A 24,737-nucleotide genomic window follows, 5' to 3' on the forward strand; every position below is an offset into this window, starting at 1 on the left:
GCCAGGGGCCCCGACCACGATCCGCTGGTGCTGAGATACGCGCAGACCCTGCTGCGGGGTACGCCCGAGGGCCGCACGGCCTACATCCAGGCGGACTTCAACGACCCCGGCGCGATCCTGAACGCCCCGCAGCTCGGGCAGGTCCTGGACCTGGCCAAGCCCGTCGCGCTGTCCCTCAACGCCCTGCTGCACTTCGTCACCGACGCCCAGAAGCCGTACGAGACCGTGAGCCGTCTGCTGGGCGCCCTCCCCTCGGGGAGTGTCCTGGCCGTCTCGCACTGCACCGCGGACTTCGCCCCGGAGACCTGGGACAAGATCGTCCGGATCTGCTACGACAGCGGGACGCCCTTCCGCGTCCGCAGCGAGGACGAGGTCACACGCTTCTTCGACGGCCTCGACCTCGTCGGGCCCGGCATCGAGGTGGTGCGCCGGTGGCGCACGGAGGCCAGGGGGGCCGTCGAGGGGTACCGGGAGCCCACGGACGCGGAGGTCAGCCTCTGGGGCGGAGTGGGCGTCAAGCGGTAGCGGCACGGCGACCGAGGGGTGGCGCATGGCAGCCGCCGGCACCACCGCCTCACCCAGGACGCGGGCGGCACCTGCGCCGGCACCGCCTCGTACGCGAGCGGCACGAGCAGGCCGGGCTGCGGTCCGGGCGGCCGCACCCCCGGCGTTGGAGGGCCATGACCGGAATGCCGGAGTCCGGGCGTACGCCTTGATTCCGGCATTCCGGGTACTACGCACCATACAGGCATCATGATCTCCAGCCCTGACCGGTCGAGCGGCGACCACTCCGCGTCACCGACGCCCGCCGCACCTCCCCCGGGAGTTCGTCATGGAATTCGAGGTCACCGTCGAGATCCCCCAGGGGTCACGCAACAAGTACGAGATGGACCACGCGGCGGGCCGCATCCGCCTCGACCGCATGCTGTTCACCGCCACCCGCTATCCCGCCGACTACGGCTACATCGAGGGCACCCTCGGCCGCGACGGCGACCCTCTGGACGCGCTGATCCTCACCGAGGAGCCCACGTTTCCCGGCTGCATGATCCGATGCCGGGCGATCGGGATGTTCGCGATGCGGGACGAGCAGGGCCCCGACGAGAAGATCCTCTGCGTGCCGGCGCACGATCCGCGGTACGCGGCGATACAGAACATCACCGATGTCGCTGACTTCGACCGCTTGGAGATCACTCATTTCTTCGAGGTGTACAAGGAGCTGGAACCTGGAAAGTCGGTGGAGGGCTCGCACTGGGAAGGCCGCGAGCAGGCCCTGAAGGAGATAGAGGAGTCCCGACTCCGCGGGGCCGGCGCGCGGGCGGCCCAGACCGGACAAGCCGGACACCGTCCGTGACGGCCACCGGCGGCGCCCGGCCGGGTGGGGCAACCGGTCCACCGGGGTACGGCCTGCAACTCCCCTTCCCTGCCGGCCCGCGCATGCGCGCGGGCGATGAGGACCACCGCAGGGTGCGGAACCGATGGCTGAGGAGTTCGGCCGTCTTCTCGGTCGGTACACCCGGAGCTTCGGAGGGTTCGGCGTTCGCGGAGCGACGGCGACGTCACCAGTGACGGTGGGTGACCGATCGATCGTCCGGCGGCTACCGCCCTTCTCCCCGCACCGTGCGTGCTCACGGCTTCACGGCCATCCCGCACACCGCGTCCACCGGCCCTTCCTCCTCGGAGAGGGCGCGTTCCGGACGCCAGCTCTCGATGGTGACCACCCCCGGATCCAAGAGCTCCAGGCCGTCGAAGAAAGCGGTGATCTGCTCCGGACTGCGCAGGGTGTACTTCCCGGCCAGATGGTCGTTGTAGTCGGTCGTGGCGCTGTTGAGCGTCACGTTGGTGTTGGTTCCGTCGCTGATCGCCAGATGGCTGCCCGGCGGAAGCGCGTCCATGAGTCGGCGCACGATGCGGCCGGGCCGGTCCTCATCGGGGATATGCCCGAGGACGCCGAGCATGGTCACGGCCACCGGTGAGGTGAGGTCCAGGATCTCGGCCGCCTGTTCGAGGATGCGCTCCGGCTCGCGCGCGTCGCAGTCGATGTACCCGGTCCGGCCCTCGGGAGCGCTGGTCAGCAGCGCGCGGGCGTGCGCCAGTACCAGCGGATCGTTGTCGACATAGACGATGCGGCTCTCGGGCGCCACCCGCTGGGCGACCTCATGCGTGTTGTCCGCCGTCGGCAGCCCCGTCCCCAGATCCAGGAACTGGCGGATGCGTGCTTCGCCCGCCAGGTGACGAACCGCCCGGACCAGGAACTGCCGTTGAAACAGCGCGGTCCGCCGAATCCCCGGATAAGCGCCTAAAAGGCGCTCTCCCACCTCCCGGTCGACCAGGTACCAGTCCTTCCCGCCGAGCCAGTAGTTCCAGACCCGCGCCGAGTGCGCACGCGAGGTGTCTATCCCGCTCATGTGCCACATCCTGTCTCGTCCGTCTCTCGTGTGAGTCCCCGTGGGCCGAACGGTAACCGTTGGGCAAGCGACTCCTGAACGGTCTTCGTGACACTTCAGCACTGACGCGCCGCGGGTGCCGACGCCCGGCGGACCGGCGTCAGCCCCGCGCCACCCGGAGCCCGCGCGGTACCAGCAGCCGCCCGGCCAGCGCCAGCAGCCCGTCGGCGACCAGCGCGAGGGCGGCGACCCACAGCGCGGCGGCGATCACGCCCTGCAAGCCGTAGTTGGCCTGGCCGAGCACGATGTCACCCAGTCCCCCGCCGCCCGCAACGGTCGCGAGGGTGGCGCTGGAGATCACGTACACCACCGCGATCCGGATGCCGGAGAAGAGCAACGGCAGCGCGAGGGGAAGCTCGACGCCCACGAGGACCTGCCACGCGGTCAGCCCCATCCCCCGCGCCGCACGCACCAGATTCTGGTCGACCTGCTCGACGGCGAGGTACGCCTGGCTGAGGATCGGCGGGATCGCGCAGATCAGCAGCGCGACGGCGATATTGGCGAAGTTGAGGCCGATGACGCCGAGGCCGATGGCGATGACGGCGAGGCTGGGCAGCGCCCTGCCCACGTTGGAGATGCTGGTGGTCAGGAACTCGCCGCGGTGCAGGTGCCCCAGCCACAGCCCGGCGGGCACCGCGACGACCAGCGAGACGCCGATGACCAGGCCGCACATCCACAGGTGCTGGCCGGTCTTGTCCAACAGCAGCGGCAGTTGGTCACGCATGAACGTGAACGAGCCGACGAAGGTGTCCATCACGCGGTCCTCCTGCGGTGCGACCACGGCGTGAGCAGCCGGCCGCCGAGCACCAGCAGGCCGTCGGCGGCCAGCGCCAGCGCGACCGCCAGCGCCCCGGCGCCGACGAACTGGGTGTTGAACGGCGACTGGAGCGCCTTGAGGATCAGCGAGCCCAGGCCCTCGTCGATGACGTAGGCGGCGATGGCGACCGTGCCGATGGTCATCACCGTCGTCACGCGCAGGCCCGAGATGATCGCGGGCACCGCCAGCGGGATCTCCACCCTGAAGAGGATCTGCCGCCGGGTCAGCCCCATGCCCCGCGCGGCCCGGATGGCGTCCTGGGGGACCTCGCGCAGCCCGGTGAGGATGGTGGTGAAGAGCAGGTAGAGGCTGTACGCGACGAGCGCCACCTCCACCGTCAGCACCGAGAAGCCGGTGGCCGGCACCAGCAGTTGGAAGAGCGCGAGCGGCGGCACGGTGTAGAGGAACGACGACACCGCGGAGACCGGGGCGGCGAGCCGGCCCTGGAAGTGCGCGAGGACGGCGGCCGTCATCGCGATGACGAAGCCGATGACGACCGCGACCAGCGTCAGCTCGATGTGCTGTACCAGCGCGGGCCAGAAGAGGGTCGACCAGTGGGCGGTGAACCAGTCGGTGCAGAAGGTGGCGTCCTGGGCCACGCACCTGCTGGGCTCGCCGAAGTCGGGGATGACGGGATGGCCGGGCCCTGCGGAGCCGACGCCCGCCGGTGCCCCGGCGGTGACGGCACTGACGGCGCCCATGGAGCCCATGGAGCCCATGGCCAGCGGAAGCGCCGCGCTCATGCCGCGCCCGCCTTCCGTACGGCGTCGAGGGTCGCGGTCCCCAGCACGCGGCCGTCCGGGCCCGTCACGCGCAGCGCCTCGGTGCCCTCGGCGATCATCAGGGAGAGCGCCGAGCGCAGCGACGCGTCCCCGGAGAGCGAGGGCAGCCGGGACGGCTCGGCGGCCGCCGCCGCAGTGCCCTCCGCCGCCAGCTCCAGGTCGGCCAGCCGGATCAGGGTGAGCCGCTTCAGGCCCCGGTCGGCGCCGACGAAGCGGGCCACGAACTCGTCGGCGGGCTCATTCAGCAGCGCCTGCGGGGTGTCGTACTGCGCGAGCCGCCCGCCCTCCCGGAGCACGGCTATCCGCGTGCCCATCTTCACGGCCTCGTCGATGTCGTGGCTGACGAAGATGACGGTCTTCCTGATCCGCTCGTGCAGCGCCAGGAACTCGTCCTGCACCCGCTCCCGGGTGATCGGGTCCAGCGCGCCGAACGGCTCGTCCATCAGCATCACCGGAGGGTCGGCGGCCAGCGCACGGGCGATGCCGACGCGCTGCTGCTGGCCACCGGAGAGCTGCGCCGGATAGCGCTTGCCGTACTCGGCGACCGGCAGCCCCACCAGGTCGAGCAGTTCGGCCACGCGCTGCTTCGTACGCCCCCGGTCCCAGCCGAGGACCTTCGGCACGGTCGCGACGTTGTCCGCTATGGACAGGTGCGGGAAGAGGCCGACCTGCTGGATGACGTAGCCGATGGAGCGGCGCAGCGCGATCGGGTCCATGTCGAGGATGGAACGGCCGCCGATCCTGATGTCGCCGCCGGTGAGGTCGGTCAGCCGGTTGACCATCATCAGGGCCGTGGTCTTGCCGCTGCCGGACGGACCGAGCAGGACGCAGATCTCGCCCGCCGGGACGGTCAGCGACAGTTCGTCGACGGCCGGCGCCCCGGAGCCCCGGTAGTTCTTCACGACCCGGTCGAAGACGATCTCCTGCGCTTCGGCGGGGCCGGGGGCAGCGCTGTCGTGCTCGCCCGCCGGACTTCTCGGTGGGGTGGTTTCCTGGCTCATCGGGGTCTCTCCTGGGATGGCGACAGCGGTACGTGCGGGTGCGGGCGGCGCGCCACGGGGGCGCGGCGCTCAGGCCATCCCGTTCGCCCGCAGGAAGTCCGTGGCGACCTCGGAGGGCGCCAGGCGTACGGTGTCGACGGCCCGGTTCATCTCGCGGACGGCCTCGTCGGTGAGCAGCGCGTCGATCCGGTTCAGCACCTTCGCGAAACCGGGGCCCTGCTCCTTGAGGACGCCCTTGCGCAGCACGGGGGCGAGGTTCTGGTAGCCGTAGAAGCTCTTGGTGTCCCTCAGCAGCGTGTAGCCGCCGCGTGCGAGCTGCGGGTCGGTGGTGAAGACGTCCGCGGCGTCGACCTGGCCGTGGTCCAGGGCGGAGTACTGCAGTCCGATGTTGAGGGTCTTCACCTCGGTGTTCGGCAGGTCGTACGTCTTGACGAGCTGGTGGTAGCCCAGCGCGCCGACGAGGTTGTCGGGGTACTCGGCGAACACGACGTGCGGAGCCCTGCGCAGGTCGGCGATGGTCTTCAGGCCGTACTTGGCGGCGAAGGCGGGCTTCACGCCCACCGCGTCGCGGTTCTGGAACGGCGTCGGCGGCAGCATCGTCAGGCCCCGCTTCTCCTGGAACGCCTTCGCCTTGCGGAAGGTCTCGGCCGCGCTGCCGGGGATCTCGGTCTGCTTGGCCAGCACCTGGAGGATGACGCCCGTGTACTCGGGATAGAGGTCGATCTGGCCGGAGGTCAGGGCGCCGTCGATGATGTTGGTGCTGCCGATGTTCGACTTGAGCTCCACGCTGTACCCGGCCTTGCGCAGCGCCTGCTCGTACAGCTCGCCGATGACCCACTGCTCGGTGAACTCCTTCGCGCCGATCACCACCGTGGGCCGGCCGCCGGCGGCCGCGGCTCCGCAGCCGCTCAGCGCGGCGATGCTCGCGAGCACCAGCAGCACCGCTCCCGCGGCACGGCACCGGCCCACGCGGCGTGCGCCCACGCGGGGTGCGCCCTCGCGGGGTGCGGCGTCGCGGCGTGCCGTGAGCGCGGCCGTGCGGCGTGCCGTGCGCCTGACCACGCGGCGGCCCGCTCTGTGGCCGCTCACACCTGGTCCCTGGGGATCGAGCGAGTCCAGGTACGGGCGAAGACCTCGCGCTCCGCCGCGCCCGAGCCCTCGTACGCGGCAAGGTGGTTGACGACGAGGAAGTCCCGCTCGTCGGCGGTCATCCGGGACCGGGTGCACACCCGTACCGCCCACTCCCCGCGCCCGATGCGCTCCTCCCGCTCGCACTCGACGCTCGCGGAGAGCGGGTCGCCCTCCACCAGCCGGAAGCGGTTCAGGTCGCGCGCGCTGCGGGTCAGGCCGTCGGCGCGGTCGGTCGTCGAGCCGTCGGACGGCGTGGCGACGATGATCTGCTCCCGGCTCGCGGGGTCGTACGTCACCCGGCGCGCGCCCGGCAGCGCCTCGGTCTCGATGGTGTGCGGCGGGACCGGGGACGGCGGTCCGAAGTCGCGCAGCGCGGCCTCCTCGGCCGGGCGCGGCTCCCGTACGGGAAGAACCAGCTCTCCGTGGCCGGTGTCCAGTTCGAGCGCCACGGTCCGGGGCGAGGGCCACATCCACGGCCACAGCGAGGCGGAGACGGCCACCCGGATGCGGTTGCCGGCACCGAAGGCGTGGCCGATGGCGAAGAGCGGGACGGTCACCTCGTACGCCCGGCCCGGCTGGAGCGGTTCGGGTTCGGCGTGCCCGGCGCGGTGGGTGAGGTTGAGCAGCCCGGTGGTGACCAGCCGGGAGGCGCCGTCCGGTGTGACCTCGCACAGCCGCACGGCGAGCTGGGCCTGCGGGCGGTCGCTGGTGACCCGCAGGGTGACCTCGGGGACACCGAGGATCTCCACCCGTTCGGGCAGCGGGGGCCCGGTGAAGGAGCAGGCCCGCCCGTCGTCGGGCGCCTGGTCGGCGTACTGCCCGGGTACGTCGCCGAACTTGAGGAAGTCGCTCGTCGCGGCGCCGATGGCGAGCGGCGAGCGCAGCACGGCCGTGCCCGGGGCGCCGCCCAGTTCGCCCAGCGGCAGCCGGCGGGGGGTGACACCCGGCGACGGCCAGGACGGCTCGGCGACCCAGCGGCCGGCGCGGTGCACGCGGTCGGCGCCGAGCGGCGCGGGCTCCGGCATCCACACCCGCAGTGGCGGCTCGTCGTCTACGGCCGCGGTCCCGCCGCCCGGTTCCGCACCGTTCGCACCGGGCGTGCGCGCTGGGGCGGCTGTGCCGTCCGTGGCGCCGCCGCGCATCCAGCGGTCGAACCAGCGGACGCACTCGCCGACGAAGTCGATGGCGGGTCCCGGCAGCCCCTGGTGCGGGTAGTTGTGCGCCCAGGGTCCGACCAGACCCCTGACCGGTACGCCCGCCGCCTGGAGGCCGGCCATCAGCCGGAAGACGGCGCCGCGGTACTGGTCGATCCAGCCGCCCACCGCGTACACCGGGACCTTGATCGCTGAGTAGTCCTCGCAGACCGAGCCGTGCTCCCAGTACGCGTCCCGGCGCTGGTGGGTGACCCATTCCTCGGCGTACGGAACGGTCGCCTCCAGCCGGTCCAGCCACCGCTGACGCCAGGACTCGCCGAGCACGGCGGGGTCACCGGGGCGGGCGTTGTACGCGAGCATCGTCGCCGCCCAGGGCAGCATCTCGGAGGCGAGCAGGGCGCCGCCCGCGTAGTGCACGTCGTCGGCGTACCGGTCGTCGGTGGAGCAGACAGTGACGACGCAGCGCAGTTGGGGCGGGTCGAGCGCGGCGATCTGCAACCCGTTGAAACCGCCCCAGGACTTGCCGATGATCGCGACCTGCCCGTCCGACCAGTCCTGCCGCTCGATCCAGGCGAGGACCTCAAGAGCGTCGGCCAGCTCGGTCGGGTGGTACTCGTCGAGCATCACTCCGTCGGAGTCGCCGCTGCCCCGGCAGTCGACGCGCAGCGAGGCGAAGCCGGCCTGCGCGAAGGGCGCGTGCAGTGTGACGTCGCGGGGCGCGGTGGCGTCGTTCTTGCGGTACGGGATGTACTCGAGCACGGTCGGCACCGGCCCCCGGGCGTCCGCCGGCAGCCAGATCCGGGCGGCGAGCCTGGCACCGTCCTTCAGGGGTATCCACACGTGGCGCAGCACGCGTACGGCGTGGTGCGGCCGGTCGTCAGGGTGCTCCTGCGGGCGGCGCTCCGCGGTCTCTCCGGCGGTGGCCGGGGTTCCGGTAGTGGGCATGGGCGCACATTAGACGAACGTTCACACTCGTTATATCCGTCTATGCCGGTCTTCGGAGGTCATGTGAACTCGTGAAGATGAACACAGGAATGAGTCAGGAAAAACTGGGTACAGCAGAAACAGATCGCCTGCTGAAAACGCCATGGGAATGGCGTCGGAAAATGCATTCGGCGCGCTCGGCGGCCCGTGGAGTATCGCTCCGCATCCCCCTCGGTACCGGACTTTCCCCTTCCGGCCGACCGAAGCGGGAGAGGGATCACCCGCTTACCGCGCCCCTTGTCCGCGCGTCGCCAGGCTGGAGTCCCGTACGACGAGTTCGGGTTCCAGGATGACCTTGCGGTGCTCGTGCGCCGTGGCGCCGCCGGCGGTCTCTTCGAGGAGCATTTCGGCGCCGATGCGACCCATCGACACGGCCGGCTGCCGCACGGATGTGAGCGGCACCGCTGCCGCCGCGGCGAACTGGATGTCGTCGTACCCGACGATCGCCATGTGCTCGGGTACGTTGATGCGCGCGGCGAAGGCCGCCTGGAGGACGCCGAGGGCCAGCAGGTCGTTGGCGCAGAAGACGGCCGTGGGGCGCGGCGAGAGGCCGATGAGCCTGGCTCCCGCGTCCCGTCCGGCGGCGACGTCCAACCGGTCCGCCGAGACCTCACGGAGCGCGTCGGGGGGTAGCCCCGCGTTCTTCAGTGCGGCAAGGACGCCGGTCCGGCGGTCACGCACCTGTGGCAGGTCCGGAGGGCCGCCCACATAGACGAGGGAGGTGTGGCCGGTGGAGATGAGGTGTTGTGCGGCCAGCCTGCCGCCCACGACGTCGTCGACGGAGACGGAGCAGGTCGTGGCCCCGGGTGCCACGCGGTCCACCAGCACATAGGGAATGCCCTGTCTGCGGAGCGCATCCAGGCTCCGGCCCGTCGTGTCCGCCGGGGTGACGAGAACGCCTCGTACCCGCTGTTCGGCGAAGAGGGAGATGTAGTCCGCCTCGTCCTTGGCGTTCTGGGCGCTGTTGCACACCATGACGCCGAGGCCCGACTGGCGCGCGGTCCTTTCCGCTCCGCTTGCGATATCGACGAAGAACGGATTTCCCATATCCAGGACGAGCAGTGCCACGATACGGCTGGCCCCGCCTCTCAGCTGGCGGGCGGACTCGCTCCGGACATAGCCGAGGCGGTCGATCACGGACTGGACCCGGATTCTGGTCTCTTCACCGACTATGTGCGGCCGGTTGATGACATTGGAGACGGTGCCGACCGACACACCGGCCTGACGTGCCACGTCCTTGATGCCAACCATGGGACTCCATGCTCCGAACCGGCCGCGCCGACCGCATCTGCCGCAGCTGTTGAAAGTGCATTCTTTCACAGGGCGTTGGCCGCGTTCGCCGTTGAATGTGTGCCGCAGGCGAATCGATCGCCGAGGCCGGGGCCCGTGATCTCCCGGGCCACCGGCCGCTCGACGCGGGCCGGTGACCCGGGTGCGCATGTGGCGGGGCATCGTGCCGACGCCCGGAAGGTCAGAAGTGGTACTTGTCGATGTTCGACTTGTCGAAGACGGCCGGCTTGCCGAGGTCGACGACGCTGTCCTTGCCGATGGTGAACGAGCCCATGTCGCCCGCGGTGAACGTCTGCCCCGGGGCACCGCTGATCTGTCCCGAGGCAAGCGCTATGGCCGTGTAGCCGGCGAGCGCTCCCAGCTTCGCGGGGTCCCACAGCTCGAAGGACCTGACCGTGCCGTTCTTCACGTAGGAACGCATGTCGTTCGGCTGGCCGAGACCGGTCAGCTGCACCCTGCCCTTGTACTTGGACCCGGACAGGTACTGGGCGGCGGCCTTGATGCCCACGGTGGTCGGCGAAATGATGCCCTTCAGGTCGCGGTATTGCTGCAGAAGTCCCTGCGTCTGCTGGAACGACTGCTGCGGGTCGTCGTTTCCGTAGGCGACCTTGACCAGCTTGATGTCCTTGTACTGCGGCTTCTTCAGCTCATCCTTCATGAACTTTATCCAGGTGTTCTGGTTGGTCGCGGTCTGCGCGGCGGAGAGGATGGCGATCTTTCCCTTGTTCCCGATCTGCTTGGCCATCAGCTGCACCTGGGTCCGGCCCAGGTCCTCGGCGCTGGCCTGGGAGACGAAGACGTCCCGGCAGTCGGTGTTGGTGTCGGAGTCGTAGGTGACCACCTTGACACCGCTCTTGCGCGCCTGGTTCAGCGATGTGCAGAGTGCGCCGGGGTCCTGGGCCGACACCGCGATCGCGTTGACCCGCTGCTGGGTCAGGGTGTTGACGTAGGAGACCTGCCCGGCGGTGTCGGTGCCACTGCTGGTGCCGACTTCCTTGAAGGTCTCCCCCAGGGCCTCCACGGCCTTCTTCCCGCCCTTGTCCGCGGCCGTGAAGTAGGGGTTGTTCACCTGCTTGGGCAGGTAGGCGATGGTCAGCCCCTTCTTGGTGGGCGCCTTGGGGTCGGCGGAGGCGGAGGCGGCGCCCGAGCCTTTGGATCCGCCCTGGGCCTCGGTGGACTTCTTGGTGGTTCCACCACAGGCGGCCGCGCTCAGTGCGACGGCCGAGACGACCGCGATGGCGGCCATGGTGCGTCGGGCGGTGAGGGTGCTGAAGGACATGCGGGTTCCTTTCATGTCACACGGCGCGTGGCTGTGCCGGTGGCGTGCGCTTCATTCGGGGCTCGACGGGGTCGCGCTCCGCACGGGAGGGTGCCTCTATGTCTTTCGTCAAGCGAGGCGTGGGGTTCTGGGTTCGTAGAAGGTGCCGTCGCGGAGCATGGCGAACAGGACGCTGATGCGGTGGCGAGCGAGGCGGAGAAGGGCTTGTGTGTGGGTTTTTCCGCGGGCTCGGCAGCGGTCGTAGTAGGTGCGGGAGGCGGGATCGTGCAGGGCGGCGAATGCGGAGAGGAACATCGCGCGTTTGAGTTGCCGGTTGCCGCCTCTGGGTGCGTGTTCGCCGTGGATCGAGGTTCCCGACGACTTCGTTGTCGGGGCGAGGCCGGCGTAGGAGGCCAGGTGGGCGGCGGTGGGGAAGCTGGTGCCGTCGCCGACGGTGACCAGCAAGGTGGCTGCGGTCCTGACCGCGACCCCCGGAATCGAGGTCAGGACCTTCGAAAGAGGGTGGTCCTCCAGCAGTGTCCCGATCTGGGTTTCCAAGGCCCGGCGCTGGTCGTGAACGGCGGCGAGGGAGCGGGCCAGGGACGGGATCACGACGTCGAGGGTGCCGGTGCCTGGGACCACGACGCTCTGTTCGTCGAGCGCGGTGAAGACGTCGTCGATCAGTCGCTGGGCCATGCGTGGGGCTTTGGGCCGGATCACCTCCACGAGCCTGCGACGACCTGCCCTTCGCAGGGCGGCTGGGGAGCCGTAGCGTTCCAGCAGCCAGGTGATGGCCTGGTGGTCCAGACGTGGCCCGAGCACGCGTTCCAAGCTTGGGTGGAACTGGGTGAGCAGGCCGCGTATCCGGTTGGAGGTGCGGGTGGCCTCGGCCGCGAGGTCCTGGTCGAAGCCGACCAGGACGGTCAGCTCGGCGGTGATCTCGTCGGTCATGTGAAGCGAGCGCAGGGTGTGCGGCATGGTGCGGGCGGCATCCGCGATCACCGCGGCGTCCTTCGCGTCGGTCTTGGCCTCGCCCGGGTAGAGGTCGGCGATCCGGCGCATGGCCAGGCCTGGCAGGTAGGCGACCTTGCAGCCGGCGTTGCGGGCGACGGTGAGTGGGAGGGCTCCGATCGAGGCAGGCTGGTCCACGATCACCAGGACGGTGCCGAACTTCGCGGCGAGCTTGTCGAACACCGCTCGCAGCTTCGTCTCGCTGTTGGGCAGCGGCTTGTCGAAGATCTTCTTGCCGGCAGGAGTCAGGCCGTGTCCGTGATGGGCGCTCTTGCCGACGTCCAGGCCGAGGAAGACGCCTACGTCGTCGATGTCGTACAACCCGTCCTCCCGAACAGGGCTCGTGCGGTGCTGGCCAGGGCGATGGAGCCGTACGCGCGCATCCACGTTATGCAGACCTGCCGCCCGCAGGATGCCGGGCGTTGCGCCCGGCCAGGCGGTAGTCGGACCTCTCATCAGCGTCTCCCACGGCACCCCACGGGCCCGGTGACACCACCCCCCAGGTCATCCCATCGACAGGGGGACACAGTCATACCGGACCCGGAGGCCAGCGGCCCTCTTGCAGGACCGCGAAGAAGATAACGGGGACCAGGGGAACCAGGGGGCCGCGGGGTCGCCCCGGGGGCGGGACCAGGCGGCGGGATCAGGCGGGCGACGCCGCCGTGGGCGGACGCTCCTGCTTGGTGGTCCTGCGCCGGGCCCGGACGGCTCCGACCTGGCGTGCCACGCGTGGGGCCAGGACCGAGACGACCAGAAGGGCTCCGGTGACGACTATCTGGGACTGCGCGGAGACGTTGACCAGGCTCATCACGTTCTGCAGCGTGCCGAGGAGGAAGACACCGGCGATCGCGCCGCCGAGCGTTCCCCTGCCGCCGTCGAAGTCGATCCCACCGAGCAGTACGGCCGCGATGACCGACAGTTCCAGGCCGGTGGCGTTGTCGTACCGGGCGCTGGCGTAGTGGAGGACCCAGAAGACACCCGTGAGCGCGGAGACGGTGCCGGTGGCGACGAACATGGACAGCTTCAGCCGCTTGACCCGCACACCGGCGAACCGAGCGGCTTCCTCACAGGCTCCGACGGCGAACAGGGCGCGGCCGGCCGGCATGGCGTGCAGCACGACGACGGCGATGAGCAGCAGCACCGCCCAGGGGACGGCGGCCTGGGGGATGAAGGTGCCGCCGATGCGGTCGGAGGAGAAGTCGAGGTACTGCTGGGGGAAGTCGGTGACGGAGTCGGATCCCAGCACGATCTGCGCGATCCCGCGGTAGGCCGCGAGGGTGCCGATGGTGACGGCGAGGGACGGCAGTCCGAGTCTGGTCACGAGCAGACCGTTGATCAGACCGCAGACCACGCCGAGCAGGACGCACAGGGGGATGATGGTCTCGATGGCGAGACCCTCGTTCCAGAGCTTGCCCATGATGGCGCCTGACAGGCCGACGGTGGAGCCGACCGAGAGGTCGATCTCGCCGGAGATGACCAGCATGGTCATGGGCAGGGCGATGAGGGCGATCGGCAGGGTGTTGCCGATGAGGAACGACAGGTTCAGCGCGTTGCCGAAGTTGTCGACCAGCAAGAACGAGCAGACCAGGAGGACGACCAGCAGGAGACCGACGACCGTGTCCCAGCGCAGCGCGTCCCGGGCCCGCAGGTGGGCGCCGCTCGTGGCGGACTCAGGCATGGTGGGCACTCCTTGTCTGTGCGGCCCGTTTACGGAGCAGGGCGGCAACCCGCAGCGCGACCACCCGGTCCACGGCGATGGCGAGCAGGAGCAGGATGCCGTCGATGGCCTGCACCCACACCGAGCTGACGCCGATGGCGGGCAGGACGCCGTTGATGGACGTGAGCAGCAGGGCACCGAGTGCGGCGCCGTAGACGCTGCCGGAGCCGCCGGTGAAGGCCACTCCCCCGACCACGACGGCGCTGACGACGGTGAGTTCGTAGCCGTTGCCGGTGCCGGAGTCGACGTTGCCGAACCGGGCGAGGTAGAGGACGCCGGCCAGGCCGGCCAGGGCGCCGCACACGAGGTAGGCGGTCAGGATCCGCTTGCGCACGGGGATGCCGGCCAGTTGGGCGGCCTCGGGGCTGGAGCCCTGGGCGTACAGGTCACGACCGCTGCGGTAGCTGCGCAGGTAGTAGGCGGCGGCGATCAGGACGATCGCGGTGAGGACGGCGAGATAGGGCACCGGGCCGAGGCCGCCGTGTCCGAAGCTCACGAATCCGCCGGGCAGGTCGGCGGCGGTGATCTGCTGCGCTCCGAACCAGATCGAGTCGACGCCCCGGATGATGTAGAGCGTGCCCAGGGTCACGACGAGGGCCGGCACCTTGCCCAGGCTGACCAGCAGGCCGTTGACCACGCCGAACGCGGCACCGAGTGCGACGGCCAACAGCACGGCGAGCAGCGGGTCGCCGCCCCCGCGCAGGAACTCTCCGGCGGCGAAGGCGGTGATGCCGAGGGTCGAGCCGACCGACAGGTCGACGTTGCGGGTGATGACCACCATGGACTGGCCGACTCCCACCAGCACCAGGATGGTGGCGTTGAGCAGCAGGTCCTTGATGCCCTGCCGGGAGAGGAAGTCGCTGTTGTCGAGTTGCGTGGCCACCAGCATGAGCACCAGCACGACGAGGATGGCGAGTTCCCGGATCCTGAGCACCCGGTCGAGGAAGCCGCCGCTCTCGGCGTCTTTCGAGGCAGTGGCGGCAGACGGTTTCACGGTCATGGTCACGCTGCGCTCCTCGTACGACCGGTGGCCGCCTCCATCACCGACTCCTCGGTCGCGTCGCCGCGGGAGAGCTCCGCGGTCAGTCGCCCTTCGTGCATGACCAGGACGCGGTCGGCCATCCCGAGGATCTCCGGAAGGTCGGAGGAGATCATCAGCACGGCCATGCCGTCGGCCGCGAGCTGGGACAGCAGCCGGTGCACCTCGGCCTTGGTGCCCACGTCGATGCCGCGGGTGGGCTCGTCGACGATCAGCACCCGCGGCCGGGTGGCGAGCCACTTGGCCAGGACGACCTTCTGCTGGTTGCCTCCGGAGAGCGTGCCCACCAGGTCGGCCAGTCGGCCGTATTTGACCTGGAGACGGACTGCCCAGTCGACCGCACGGCTGCGTTCGGCGGCGCGGCTCATCATCCCCATCGTGCTGGCGTCCCGCAGGCCGGTGAGGTTGATGTTGCGCGCGATGGACATCTCCATCACCAGGCCCTGGGCCCTGCGGTCCTCGGGGACCAGGGCGAGGCCGGCCGCCATGGCCAGGCTGGGGGCGCCCGGCTTCAGCGGTCTGCCGTCCACGTGTACCTCGCCGCCGTCCCACCGGTCGACGCCGAAGACCGCTCGGGCGACCTCGCTGCGTCCCGCTCCGACGAGACCCGCCAGACCGACGATCTCGCCGTGCCTGACGTCGAACGAGACATCCGTGAAGACGCCCTCCCGCGTCAGCCTCCGCACGCTGAGCGCGACGGAGCCGACCTCAGCGTCCTGCTTCGGGTAGAGCTCGGCCAGCTCACGGCCGACCATCCTGCGGACCAGATCGTCCTCGGTGAGGCCCAGAACCGGCTCGGTGGAGATCCATGCGCCGTCCCGCAGGGTCGTCACCCGCTGGCACAGGGCGAAGACCTCCTCCAGGCGGTGGGAGATGAACAGCACGGCCGCACCCCCCTCACGCAGCGTCCTGACGACGTTGAAGAGCCGGGTGACCTCGGCGCCCGTGAGGGCGGCCGTGGGCTCGTCCATGATGAGCACCCGGGCGTCGAAGGACAGCGCCTTGGCGATCTCGACCAGCTGCTGATCGGCGATGGACAGGCCGCGGGACGGGCGATCGGGGTCCAGGTTCACGCCGAGCCGCTCGAAGAGCGCGGTCGTGGCCCTCCTGACGGCCTTGTGGTCGACCCGGCCGAAGGAGCGGCGCGGCTGGCGGCCGACGAAGATGTTCTCCGCCACCGACAGATCGGGGAAGAGGGTCGGCTCCTGGTAGATGACGGCCACCCCCGCGTCGCGCGCGTCCGCGGGTCCGTGGAAGACCACCGGCCTGCCGTCGAGCAGGATGCTGCCGGAGTCGGGCCGGTGGACACCCGCGAGGGTCTTGATCAAGGTGGACTTGCCGGCGCCGTTCTCCCCGGCCAGGGCGTGTGCCTCCCCCGCATGGAGGTGCAGGGAGACGTCTCGCAGAGCACGCACTGCGCCGAAGGACTTGTTCACCCCCTCCAGGGCGAGGACCGGAGTCCGTTCCGGTTCGGGGTCGGTCATGACTTCTCCTGGGTCTCCCGGTCCACGGGGTACGCGGCCCCACGGATGAAATGTTTCAATGGGGTTGCCGGGACGTTAGTCCCACCCCATCCCAGCGTCAAGAGTCTTCCGGACGCCGAAGCGGCCCCGGCACCAAGAGCTTCCCCCGTCGCACACCTGGCGACGGAACCAGGACCACCGGGGAGAATCGACGGCACGATTCCATAACGACCCCACACCCAACCGCACGTTCGGGGCATCCAGCCGTTGACAGGGCGAACGGCGGAGCCTAGCGTGTCCGAGTGGTATGAAACGATTCATAGAAGGTGCCATGACCGATCTGCCAACCGTCAAGGCAACACTGAAGCGTCAGCACATCGAGACCCCTTCATGGGCATATGGCAACTCGGGAACCCGTTTCAAGGTGTTCCGTCAGGCCGGTGTCCCGCGCGATCCCTACGAGAAGCTGGACGACGCCGCCCAGGTCCACGCGGCCACCGGAGTCGCCCCCACGGTCGCCCTCCACATTCCGTGGGACCGGGTCGACGACTACGGGGCCCTCGCCGCCCACGCCAAGGACCGGGGCCTGACGCTGGGCACGATCAACGCCAACGTCTTCCAGGACGACGACTACAAGCTCGGCTCCGTCACCAACCCGGACCCCGCTGTGCGGCGAAAAGCCCTGGCGCACCTTCTCGAATGCGTCGACATCATGGACGCGACCGGATCACGGGACCTGAAGCTGTGGTTCGCCGACGGCACCAACTATCCCGGCCAGGACGACATCGCGGTCCGGCAGGACCGGCTGGCCGAGGCGCTGTCCGCCGTGTACGAGCGCCTCGGTGACGACCAGCGGATGCTGCTGGAGTACAAGCTCTTCGAGCCCGCCTTCTACACCACCGACGTGCCGGACTGGGGCACGAGCTACGCCCACTGCCTGAGGCTCGGCCCCAGGGCCCAGGTCGTCGTGGACACCGGACACCACGCCCCCGGCACCAACATCGAGTTCATCGTGGCCTTCCTGCTGCGCGAGCGGAAGCTCGGCGGCTTCGACTTCAACTCCCGCTTCTACGCGGACGACGACCTCATGGTCGGCGCGGCCGACCCGTTCCAGCTCTTCCGGATCATGTTCGAGGTCGTCAGGGGCGGCGGCCTCGACCCGGAGTCCGGGATCGCGTTCATGCTCGACCAGTGCCACAACATCGAGGCGAAGATCCCGGCCATCATCCGCTCGGTGATGAACGTCCAGGAGGCCACGGCCAAGGCCCTGCTCGTCGATCGCGATGCGCTCCGCGGTGCCCAGAGCTCCGGCGACGTGCTCGGCGCCAACAGCGTCCTGATGGACGCCTACAACACCGACGTGCGACCGCTGCTCGCGGAGGTCCGCCAGGAGCTCGGTCTCGCCGGCGACCCCATGGCCGCCTACCGCGACAGCGGATGGGCCGAGCGGATCGTCGCCGCCCGCGTCGGCGGCGAGCAGGCCGGCTGGGGCGCCTGACACCGCCGGGCCGGCCTGTCGGTCCGGTACCGACCGGGCCTTCAGGTCCGGCACCGGCACCGGCCTCTCCCGGCCTCGCACCCTGCCCTGTTCCGACCGCCGTTGTTCCGAGCGCCGTTCGTCGATACGGCCGACCGCCTCATCTTCGCAAAGGACACGTCATGGCATCCGCCACCACTCCAGAGGTCGCCGCGCTGCTGGAGCGCTCCAACCGCCTGGGATCAGACCCCCGCAACACGAACTACGCCGGTGGCAACGCCTCCGCCAAGGGCGTCGTGCCCGACCCGGTCACCGGTGCCGACGCCGAGCTGATGTGGGTCAAGGGATCCGGTGGCGACCTCGGCACCCTCACCGAGTCCGGCCTCGCCGTGCTGCGGCTCGACCGCCTCCGGGCCCTGACGGAGGTGTACCCCGGTGTGGACCGGGAGGACGAGATGGTCGCCGCGTTCGACTACTGTCTGCACGGCAAGGGTGGTGCCGCGCCCTCCATCGACACCGCCATGCACGGCCTGGTCGACGCTCCTCATGTCGACCACCTGCACCCCGACTCCGGAATCGCGCTCGCCTGTGCGGCCGACGGTGAGGAACTGACGCGGACGTGCTTCGGCGACCGCGTGGTGTGGGTCCCGTGGCGACGCCCCGGCTTCCAGCTCGGACTGGACATCGCGGCCATCAAGAAGGCGCACCCCGAGGCCATCGGCTGCATCCTCGGCGGACACGGCATCACCGCCTGGGGTGAGACGTCGCAGGAGTGCGAAGAGAACTCCCTGTACATCATCCGCACGGCGGAGGAGTTCCTGGCGGAACGGGGCAAGGCGGAGCCGTTCGGCGCCACCCTGCCGGGCTACGAGCCTCTGCCGGGACCGGAGCGACGGGCCCGGGCGGCCGCGCTCGCCCCGCTGCTCCGCGCGATCGCCTCGCAGGACCGCCCGCAGGTGGGCCACTTCGACGACTCCGACACGGTGCTTGACTTCCTCTCCCGTGCCGGGCATCCGCGGCTGGCCGCGCTGGGCACGTCCTGCCCCGACCACTTCCTGCGCACCAAGGTCCGGCCGCTCGTGCTCGATCTGCCGGCCACGGCATCGCCGGACGAGGTGGCGGAACGGCTCAAGGCCCTGCACGCCGAGTACCGTGCCGAGTACGCCGCCTACTACCAGCGGCACGCCACACAGGACTCGCCCGCCATGCGGGGCGCCGATCCCGCCATCATCCTGATTCCCGGCGTGGGCATGTTCAGCTACGGCAAGGACAAGCAGACGGCGCGCGTCGCCGGCGAGTTCTACATCAACGCGATCAACGTCATGCGGGGCGCCGAGGCGGTCTCCTCGTACCAGCCGATCGAGGAGTCGGAGAAGTTCCGCATCGAGTACTGGGAGCTGGAGGAGGCCAAGCTCCGGCGCATGCCGAAACCCAAGCCGCTGGCCACCCGGGTCGCCTTCGTGACCGGCGCGGGGTCCGGCATCGGCAAGGCGACCGCACGGCGCCTGGTGGCCGAAGGGGCCTGCGTGGTCGTCGCCGACCTCAACACGGACAGTGCCCGGGCTGTCGCCGAGGAACTCGGCGGGCCCGACAAGGCCGTCGCGGTGACGGTGGACGTCACCGACGAGGCGCAGATCGCGGCCGCCTTCGCCGAGGCGGTCCTCGCCTTCGGCGGCGTCGACCTGGTCGTCAACAACGCCGGCATCTCGATCTCCAAGCCGCTTCTGGAGACCACGTCGAAGGACTGGGACCTCCAGCACAGCATCATGGCGCGGGGGTCCTTCCTGGTGTCCCGGGAAGCGGCACGCGTGATGACCGAGCAGGCGATGGGCGGTGACATCATCTACATCACCTCGAAGAACGCCGTCTTCGCCGGCCCCAACAACATCGCCTACTCCGCCACCAAGGCCGACCAGGCGCACCAGGTGCGCCTGCTCGCGGCCGAGCTGGGCGAGCACGGCATCCGCGTCAACGGCATCAACCCGGACGGCGTGGTCCGCGGCTCGGGCATCTTCGCCGGCGGCTGGGGCGCGAAGCGCGCCGCGGTCTACGGCGTGGCGGAGGAGGAGCTGGGCGAGTTCTACGCCCAGCGCACCCTGCTCAAGCGGGAGGTGCTGCCCGAGCACGTGGCCAACGCGGTCTTCGCTCTCACCGGTGGGGACCTCACGCACACGACGGGCCTGCACATCCCCGTGGACGCGGGTGTGGCCGCCGCTTTCCTGCGGTGACGCAGGCCGCGGGTTCCGCCTGGCCGCGGTGATCCGGGGGCCGGCTCCGCCGGTCGCCCCGGCCACTGCCGCGCCGTCGGCCCCGGCCACTGCCGCGCGGTCGGTCGCGACGACCGGCGCGCGCTCGGTGCAGAGGCGTCCGGTGGCAGAGGCGCCCGGTGTCCGTGGGACCGGCTGTCCGGCCGGCCCCCCGGACACAGCGGGCGTGACCGGCCCGCAGGGGCGGCGCCCAGCCGGCCTCGCGGAGGCGGCGAGCCCCGTCCGCCCGGCGGAGGCAGCGAGTCCAACCGGCCTTGCGGAGGCACCGAGCCCAACCGGCCCCGAGGCAGCCCGCACAACCGCCCATCCGGCGCGTCCGGCGCGTCCGGCGACCGTCGCCGGCACTCTCCCACGTCCGGCTCCCGCGTGTCCGGCACTCCCCCCGTCCGGCTCCGCGCGTCCGGCTCCCGCACGTCATCGTCCCAGTCCGTCCAGGCACAGCCGAGGAAGACCACAGTGACCACCGCACCCCCGCCCGCCGCTCCCCTCTCCACCTTCGCCGCGGCGGACCTGGGCGCCACCAGCGGCCGGGTGATGATCGGCCGGGTCGGCCGGGACGAGCTCAGCGTGACCGAGGTGCACCGATTCGCCAACGTTCCCGTTCGCCTGCCCACCGGGCTGCACTGGGACGTGCCGGGTCTCTTCCGGAACGTCCTCGACGGTCTGGGCAAAGCCGCGAGAGGCGGTGCGGTCCGTTCCCTGGGGGTCGACACGTGGGCGGTGGACTACGGCCTGCTGGACGCCGACGGGGCCCTTCTCGGCCTGCCGCACCACTATCGGGACAGCCGGACGGCCACCGTCGCCGATCGCGTCCGCGAGGAGATCGGCGCGCAGCGGCTCTACGCCATCAACGGCCTGCAGCACGTGCCGTTCAACACCGTCTTCCAACTGGCCGCCGCGCGCGGAACCGCCCAGCTGGCGGCGGCCCGGACGCTGCTCCTGATCCCCGACCTGATCACCTACTGGCTCACCGGCGTCCTGGGCGCGGAGACCACCAACGCCTCCACCACGGGCCTCCTCGACGCCCGGTCCGGCACGTGGAGCCGCCTCCTGTCGGACCACGTCGGTCTGGACCCCCGGCTCCTGCCGTCCCTGCGGGAGCCGGGCACCTTCGCCGGTGAGCTGCTTCCCTATGCCGTTCGGGCGACGTCTCTGCCCGCGGGCACACCGGTCACGACGGTCGCCTCCCACGACACGGCGTCCGCGGTGGTGGCCGTGCCCTCCGTGGCGCCGCATCCCGCGTTCATCTCCTGCGGGACCTGGTCCCTGGCCGGTCTGGAGCTGGATGCCCCGGTACTCAGCGCCGCCTCGCGTGCGGCGAACTTCACCAACGAGGCCGGCGTCGACGGCACGGTGCGCTACCTGCGCAACATCATGGGGATGTGGCTGCTGGAGGAGTGCCGGCGCTCATGGGAGGCCCGCGGCGAGCGCCCCGGTGTGCCGGAGCTGGTCGCCGACGCGGCACGCGCCAGGCCGTTCGGTGCCCTGATCGACCCGGACGACCCCGGCTTCCTCGCGCCCGCCGACATGCCCGCCGCGATCAGCGACTTCTGCGTGCGCAGCGGGCAGCGCCCTCCGGAGAGCCAGGGCGCCGTCGTCCGGTGCATTCTCGAAAGCCTCGCCCTGGCCCACCGGGGAGTGCTGCGGCAGGCCGCGCGGCTCGCCGACCGGGAGGTCACGCACGTCCACATGGTCGGAGGAGGCAGCAGGAACGGACTGCTGTGCCAGTTCACGGCCGACGCCACCGGCCTGCCCGTGGTCGCCGGCCCCGCCGAAGCCACCGCTCTCGGCAACATCCTGGTGCAGGCCCGGGCGTACGGCGCCGTCTCCGACATCCAGGCCATGCGCGCCCTGGTGCGCGGCACGCAGCCGCTGCGCCGGTATGAGCCGGCGGGCGACATCCGGCGCTGGGACGCGGCCGCCGCGCGCCTCGGGATCGACTGAGCCACGGCGCCGGGCCCCTCGCCTCGCACCGGCCGGCCCGGCCGCGGGCGAGCGGCGCTGGCGCCGCCCGCGGGCGCGTGGGCGTCGGCCCGGCGCCTCCCGGGTCACTGCCGCGTGCTGCGGCCGCCGTACGGGCGCAGCTCCCCGAGCGCTCTCTCGACCGCGTCGAGGACCGTCAGCGGCGCCTTGTTGAGGGGCTCGCGCAGTTCTCGCCCGGCGGTCCAGCGCGTGGTGCGCCGGAAGACCTCCGCCCGGGCGGGGTCGATCCCGCGTATCGCCGTGAGAACGGCCTGGTAGGCGGCTGGGTCATCGATGATCGCGGCGAGGCTGCTGCTCAGGTCGAGTGGGCCCCGCGAGGGCGTCGGGCGAGGATGGCGTTCGACCCAGGTGTGGACTCCGCTGCCGATCTCGTGGGTCGCACCGGACGGGAGCCGCACCCGGGCGCTGGTGTTGGGCGGTACGACGACCTCGAACCGGACGTCGTCGCCGTCCCGCCGCCACGCGGAACTCGCCGTGCCGTACGGGGTCTCGTGCCAGGCCGAGGCGTCGTCGAGGTCGTCCAGCAGCGTCGGGGCGATGCCGATGGTGCGGTATCCCGGTCCGAGGGGTGCGAGGCCGGCGACGGAGCGGTGCAGCCAGTCGGCCACACCCCCCAGGGCGTAGTGGTTGAACGAGGTCATCTGCCCGGGGTTGATGGAGCCGTCCTCGAGCATGGAGTCCCAACGTTCCCAGATGGTGGTCGCTCCCATGGTCACGGGATACAGCCAGGACGGGCACTCGGTCTGGGTCAGCAGCCGGGAGGCGGTGTCGGCGTGCCCGGTGGAGGTGAGGGCCTCACACAGGATGGGGGTGCCGACGAATCCCGTGGAGATGCGGTAGCCCGACGCGCGGACGAGGTCCCTCAGCCGCCGGCCCATCGCCTCCCGCTGCCTGCCGTGGACGAGGCCGAAGACGATGGCGAGCGCGTATCCGGTGGGGGCGTCGGACATCATGCGGCCGCGCGGCGTGACATAGGCGTCCCGGAAGGCCTGCGCTACGCGGTCCGCGAGGGCTGCGTAGCGCTCCGCGTCGGCTGTGCGCCCGATCAGACCGGCCGCCTTGGACGTCAGGTGGGCCGAGCGGCAGAAGTAGGCGGTCGCGACGATGGCCGCGTCCACCTTCGCCCTGTCCGGGAGGTCCGGCGGCGCGTCGGGGTCGAGCCAGTCGCCGAACTGGAGACCGTCCTCCCACAGGAGGTCCTCGCCTGCTCGCCCGGCGATGACGTCCACCCAGGAGGCCATGGCGTCGAAGCACCGGAGCAGCGCCTCGCGGTCCCCGTAGCGTTCGTACAGCACGCTCGGCACCACCGTGACCGCGTCTCCCCAGGCCGCGACGGGCTCATAAAGCCCCGGTACCTGCGGGATGACCGCCGGGACCACCATGGGGACGACACCGCCGGCGGCACGCTGCTCCAGGACGAGATCCTCCAGCCAGGACCTCAGGAACGCGTCGCTGTCATAGAGGAACGCGGCCGTGGGGGCGAACACCTGGATGTCGCCGGTCCATCCGAGCCGCTCGTCCCGCTGGGGGCAGTCGGTAGGGATCGAGAGGAAGTTGCCGCGCATGCCCCAGACGACGTTGTCGTGGAACCGCTGCAGGAGCGGGTGGGACGTCCGGAAGTCGCCGGCCCGGGCCATGTCGTTGTGGAGGACGGCCGCGGTGATGTCGGCGGGGTCGAGTGCGCCGGGCCAGTCGCCGATCTCGGCATAGCGGAAGCCGTGCACGGTCCACTTGGGCTCCCATACCTCCGGGCCCTGGCCGCTGAGCGTGTAGTGATCCGTGGCGGCGGCGTTGCGCAGCGGACGGGTGCCGAGTTCCCCTGCCTCCAGGACCTCGGCGTGGCGCAGCGTCACGGTATGGCCCGCCTCGCCGGTGACCCGGATGCGGAGGCGGCCGACCAGATTCTGGCCGAAGTCGAGGATCGTCCTCCCGCTGGGCGAGGTCAGGACCTCTTTCACCGGCAGGCGTTCGACGACCCGGACGGGAGGCACGGACCGAAGCGCGGGCAGTACGCCGGGCACGGCGATGGTGCGCGCCTTCCGCCATGTGGTGTCGTCGTACGAGGGGTGGGACCAGAGGGGGATGCGTCGCCGGGCGTCATAGGCCTCGCCCCGGTAGAGGCTCGCCGACACGACCGGCCCGCCGTGCCACGTCCACCGTTCGTCGGTGACGACGGTCTCCTCCGTGCCGTCCTCGTAGGCGAGGACGAGTTGCAGGGCGGCTGCCGGATGGCCTTCGTAGAAGCGGCGGGCGGCGTCCCTGAAGCCGTAGTGTTCCGTGTACCAGCCGCCGGCCAGCGTGATGCCGACGGCGTTCGCCCCCGTGTGGAGGTGCTCGGTGACGTCGGTGACGTCCAGGGCGAGACGCCACTGGTAGCTGGTCCAGCCGGGCTTGAGTTCCCCGTCGTCGACGACGCGGCCGTTGAGCTCCGCGTCGTACGCTCCGAATGCCGTCGAGTACATCAGGGCGCGGCGCAGGCCGGGGCGTACGTCGAAGACGTGGCGCAGCAGGTGGGGGTCGTCCGCGCCCGAGCCGATGAAGCGTGCGTGCCAACTGCCGCCGTCCAGGAACCCGCCGGTGACGGTGCTCTCGGCGCTCCACGGCGAAAAGGAGCCGTCGGTCCCGTGCACCCGTACCCGCACGTGTACCGTCTCGCGCATCGCGATCGGCGCGAAGGGCCAGGGAACGTGCACGGATTCGGGTCCGTCGAGGTGGACCGTGGTCTCGTCGCCGTCCCGGGTCACGGATATCTCCGCACGCGCCTGCGCCCAGGACGGTATGGGTGTCCTCGTCTTCCATGACAGGACGGGGCGGGATTCGCCGGTGAACTCCTGGGGGTGGAGGCCGATGCGCGGAGCCTCGACGGTGATTTCGGTGGACACGCTGTTCCGGGCCAATCTTTCGGGGGTGCGCGGTGAG

The 24,737-nt window shown here is 70.7% G+C and carries 17 protein-coding genes and 1 pseudogene; 5 read left to right on the top strand and 13 right to left on the bottom strand.

The features are described 5' to 3' along the window. Positions 1-12: 12 nt before the first annotated feature. Positions 13-525 (top strand): annotated as a pseudogene (locus ACSMXW_RS04115) (SAM-dependent methyltransferase); the annotation flags it as partial. A gap of 307 nt (positions 526-832) precedes the next feature. After that, the gene (locus tag ACSMXW_RS04120) at positions 833-1,351 is read left to right on the top strand and encodes an inorganic diphosphatase (RefSeq protein ID WP_485804102.1); all 519 of its coding nucleotides are present in this window, start codon (positions 833-835) and stop codon (positions 1,349-1,351) included. Between the two features lie 274 nt (positions 1,352-1,625). Here ACSMXW_RS04120 and ACSMXW_RS04125 read toward each other — a convergent pair whose 3' ends face one another. From ACSMXW_RS04125 to ACSMXW_RS04180, 12 genes are all read right to left on the bottom strand, one after another. Next, a complete protein-coding gene (locus tag ACSMXW_RS04125; RefSeq protein WP_485804103.1) occupies positions 1,626-2,405 on the bottom strand; it encodes an SAM-dependent methyltransferase in 780 nt (259 codons plus the stop codon). A gap of 139 nt (positions 2,406-2,544) precedes the next feature. Further along, positions 2,545-3,198, bottom strand: a complete 654-nt coding sequence (locus ACSMXW_RS04130) for an ABC transporter permease (protein ID WP_485804104.1) — start codon at positions 3,196-3,198, stop codon at positions 2,545-2,547. Then, positions 3,198-4,004 carry an ABC transporter permease gene (locus ACSMXW_RS04135; protein ID WP_485804105.1) on the bottom strand — a complete coding sequence of 269 codons (807 nt, stop codon included), beginning with the start codon at positions 4,002-4,004 and terminating at the stop codon, positions 3,198-3,200. The genes ACSMXW_RS04130 and ACSMXW_RS04135 overlap by 1 nt, the downstream gene beginning before the upstream one ends. Beyond that, on the bottom strand, positions 4,001-5,044 hold the full coding sequence (locus ACSMXW_RS04140; RefSeq protein ID WP_485804106.1) for an ABC transporter ATP-binding protein: 1,044 nt from the start codon (positions 5,042-5,044) through the stop codon (positions 4,001-4,003). The genes ACSMXW_RS04135 and ACSMXW_RS04140 overlap by 4 nt, the downstream gene beginning before the upstream one ends. A 69-nt stretch (positions 5,045-5,113) precedes the next feature. Further along, on the bottom strand, positions 5,114-6,133 hold the full coding sequence (locus ACSMXW_RS04145; protein ID WP_485804107.1) for an ABC transporter substrate-binding protein: 1,020 nt from the start codon (positions 6,131-6,133) through the stop codon (positions 5,114-5,116). Next, positions 6,130-8,274: a CocE/NonD family hydrolase gene (locus ACSMXW_RS04150; protein WP_485804108.1), complete on the bottom strand. Its 2,145-nt coding sequence runs from the start codon at positions 8,272-8,274 to the stop codon at positions 6,130-6,132. The genes ACSMXW_RS04145 and ACSMXW_RS04150 overlap by 4 nt, the downstream gene beginning before the upstream one ends. 264 nt (positions 8,275-8,538) lie before the next feature. Continuing rightward, positions 8,539-9,564 carry a LacI family DNA-binding transcriptional regulator gene (locus ACSMXW_RS04155; RefSeq protein ID WP_485804109.1) on the bottom strand — a complete coding sequence of 342 codons (1,026 nt, stop codon included), beginning with the start codon at positions 9,562-9,564 and terminating at the stop codon, positions 8,539-8,541. Positions 9,565-9,784: 220 nt separating this feature from the next. Beyond that, positions 9,785-10,882: a rhamnose ABC transporter substrate-binding protein gene (gene rhaS, locus ACSMXW_RS04160; RefSeq protein ID WP_485804110.1), complete on the bottom strand. Its 1,098-nt coding sequence runs from the start codon at positions 10,880-10,882 to the stop codon at positions 9,785-9,787. Between the two features lie 108 nt (positions 10,883-10,990). After that, positions 10,991-12,193 carry an IS110 family RNA-guided transposase gene (locus ACSMXW_RS04165; protein ID WP_485798791.1) on the bottom strand — a complete coding sequence of 401 codons (1,203 nt, stop codon included), beginning with the start codon at positions 12,191-12,193 and terminating at the stop codon, positions 10,991-10,993. A gap of 322 nt (positions 12,194-12,515) precedes the next feature. Then, positions 12,516-13,550, bottom strand: a complete 1,035-nt coding sequence (locus tag ACSMXW_RS04170) for an ABC transporter permease (RefSeq protein WP_485804111.1) — start codon at positions 13,548-13,550, stop codon at positions 12,516-12,518. Next, entirely contained in the window at positions 13,543-14,589 is a 1,047-nt protein-coding gene (locus ACSMXW_RS04175) for an ABC transporter permease (RefSeq protein WP_485807791.1), read from the bottom strand. The genes ACSMXW_RS04170 and ACSMXW_RS04175 overlap by 8 nt, the downstream gene beginning before the upstream one ends. A gap of 2 nt (positions 14,590-14,591) precedes the next feature. Next, complete coding sequence (locus ACSMXW_RS04180; protein ID WP_485804112.1) at positions 14,592-16,112, bottom strand: sugar ABC transporter ATP-binding protein; 1,521 nt, start codon at positions 16,110-16,112, stop codon at positions 14,592-14,594. Positions 16,113-16,422: 310 nt separating this feature from the next. Between ACSMXW_RS04180 and rhaI the strand changes: the two genes are divergently transcribed. From rhaI to ACSMXW_RS04195, 3 genes are all read left to right on the top strand, one after another. Beyond that, entirely contained in the window at positions 16,423-17,589 is a 1,167-nt protein-coding gene (gene rhaI / locus ACSMXW_RS04185) for an L-rhamnose isomerase (protein ID WP_485804113.1), read from the top strand. 161 nt (positions 17,590-17,750) lie between these two features. Then, entirely contained in the window at positions 17,751-19,796 is a 2,046-nt protein-coding gene (locus tag ACSMXW_RS04190; RefSeq protein ID WP_485804114.1) for a bifunctional aldolase/short-chain dehydrogenase, read from the top strand. A gap of 573 nt (positions 19,797-20,369) precedes the next feature. Continuing rightward, positions 20,370-21,779, top strand: a complete 1,410-nt coding sequence (locus tag ACSMXW_RS04195; RefSeq protein ID WP_485807792.1) for a rhamnulokinase — start codon at positions 20,370-20,372, stop codon at positions 21,777-21,779. Positions 21,780-21,883: 104 nt separating this feature from the next. Here ACSMXW_RS04195 and ACSMXW_RS04200 read toward each other — a convergent pair whose 3' ends face one another. Next, positions 21,884-24,700 carry a family 78 glycoside hydrolase catalytic domain gene (locus ACSMXW_RS04200; protein ID WP_485804115.1) on the bottom strand — a complete coding sequence of 939 codons (2,817 nt, stop codon included), beginning with the start codon at positions 24,698-24,700 and terminating at the stop codon, positions 21,884-21,886. Between the last annotated feature and the right edge of the window lie 37 nt (positions 24,701-24,737).

The organism is Streptomyces sp. DSM 116793 (assembly GCF_057320905.1).

Bases quoted from the DNA above. Each gene is read 5' to 3' on its own strand.
- ACSMXW_RS04120 (WP_485804102.1), top strand. From the start codon at position 833: ATGGAATTCGAGGTCACCGTCGAGATCCCCCAGGGGTCACGCAACAAG.
- ACSMXW_RS04125 (WP_485804103.1), bottom strand. From the start codon at position 2,405: ATGAGCGGGATAGACACCTCGCGTGCGCACTCGGCGCGGGTCTGGAAC.
- ACSMXW_RS04130 (WP_485804104.1), bottom strand. From the start codon at position 3,198: ATGGACACCTTCGTCGGCTCGTTCACGTTCATGCGTGACCAACTGCCG.
- ACSMXW_RS04135 (WP_485804105.1), bottom strand. From the start codon at position 4,004: ATGAGCGCGGCGCTTCCGCTGGCCATGGGCTCCATGGGCTCCATGGGC.
- ACSMXW_RS04140 (WP_485804106.1), bottom strand. From the start codon at position 5,044: ATGAGCCAGGAAACCACCCCACCGAGAAGTCCGGCGGGCGAGCACGAC.
- ACSMXW_RS04150 (WP_485804108.1), bottom strand. From the start codon at position 8,274: ATGCCCACTACCGGAACCCCGGCCACCGCCGGAGAGACCGCGGAGCGC.
- ACSMXW_RS04155 (WP_485804109.1), bottom strand. From the start codon at position 9,564: ATGGTTGGCATCAAGGACGTGGCACGTCAGGCCGGTGTGTCGGTCGGC.
- rhaS (WP_485804110.1), bottom strand. From the start codon at position 10,882: ATGTCCTTCAGCACCCTCACCGCCCGACGCACCATGGCCGCCATCGCG.
- ACSMXW_RS04170 (WP_485804111.1), bottom strand. From the start codon at position 13,550: ATGCCTGAGTCCGCCACGAGCGGCGCCCACCTGCGGGCCCGGGACGCG.
- ACSMXW_RS04175 (WP_485807791.1), bottom strand. From the start codon at position 14,589: ATGACCGTGAAACCGTCTGCCGCCACTGCCTCGAAAGACGCCGAGAGC.
- ACSMXW_RS04180 (WP_485804112.1), bottom strand. From the start codon at position 16,112: ATGACCGACCCCGAACCGGAACGGACTCCGGTCCTCGCCCTGGAGGGG.
- rhaI (WP_485804113.1), top strand. From the start codon at position 16,423: ATGACCGATCTGCCAACCGTCAAGGCAACACTGAAGCGTCAGCACATC.
- ACSMXW_RS04190 (WP_485804114.1), top strand. From the start codon at position 17,751: ATGGCATCCGCCACCACTCCAGAGGTCGCCGCGCTGCTGGAGCGCTCC.
- ACSMXW_RS04195 (WP_485807792.1), top strand. From the start codon at position 20,370: ATGATCGGCCGGGTCGGCCGGGACGAGCTCAGCGTGACCGAGGTGCAC.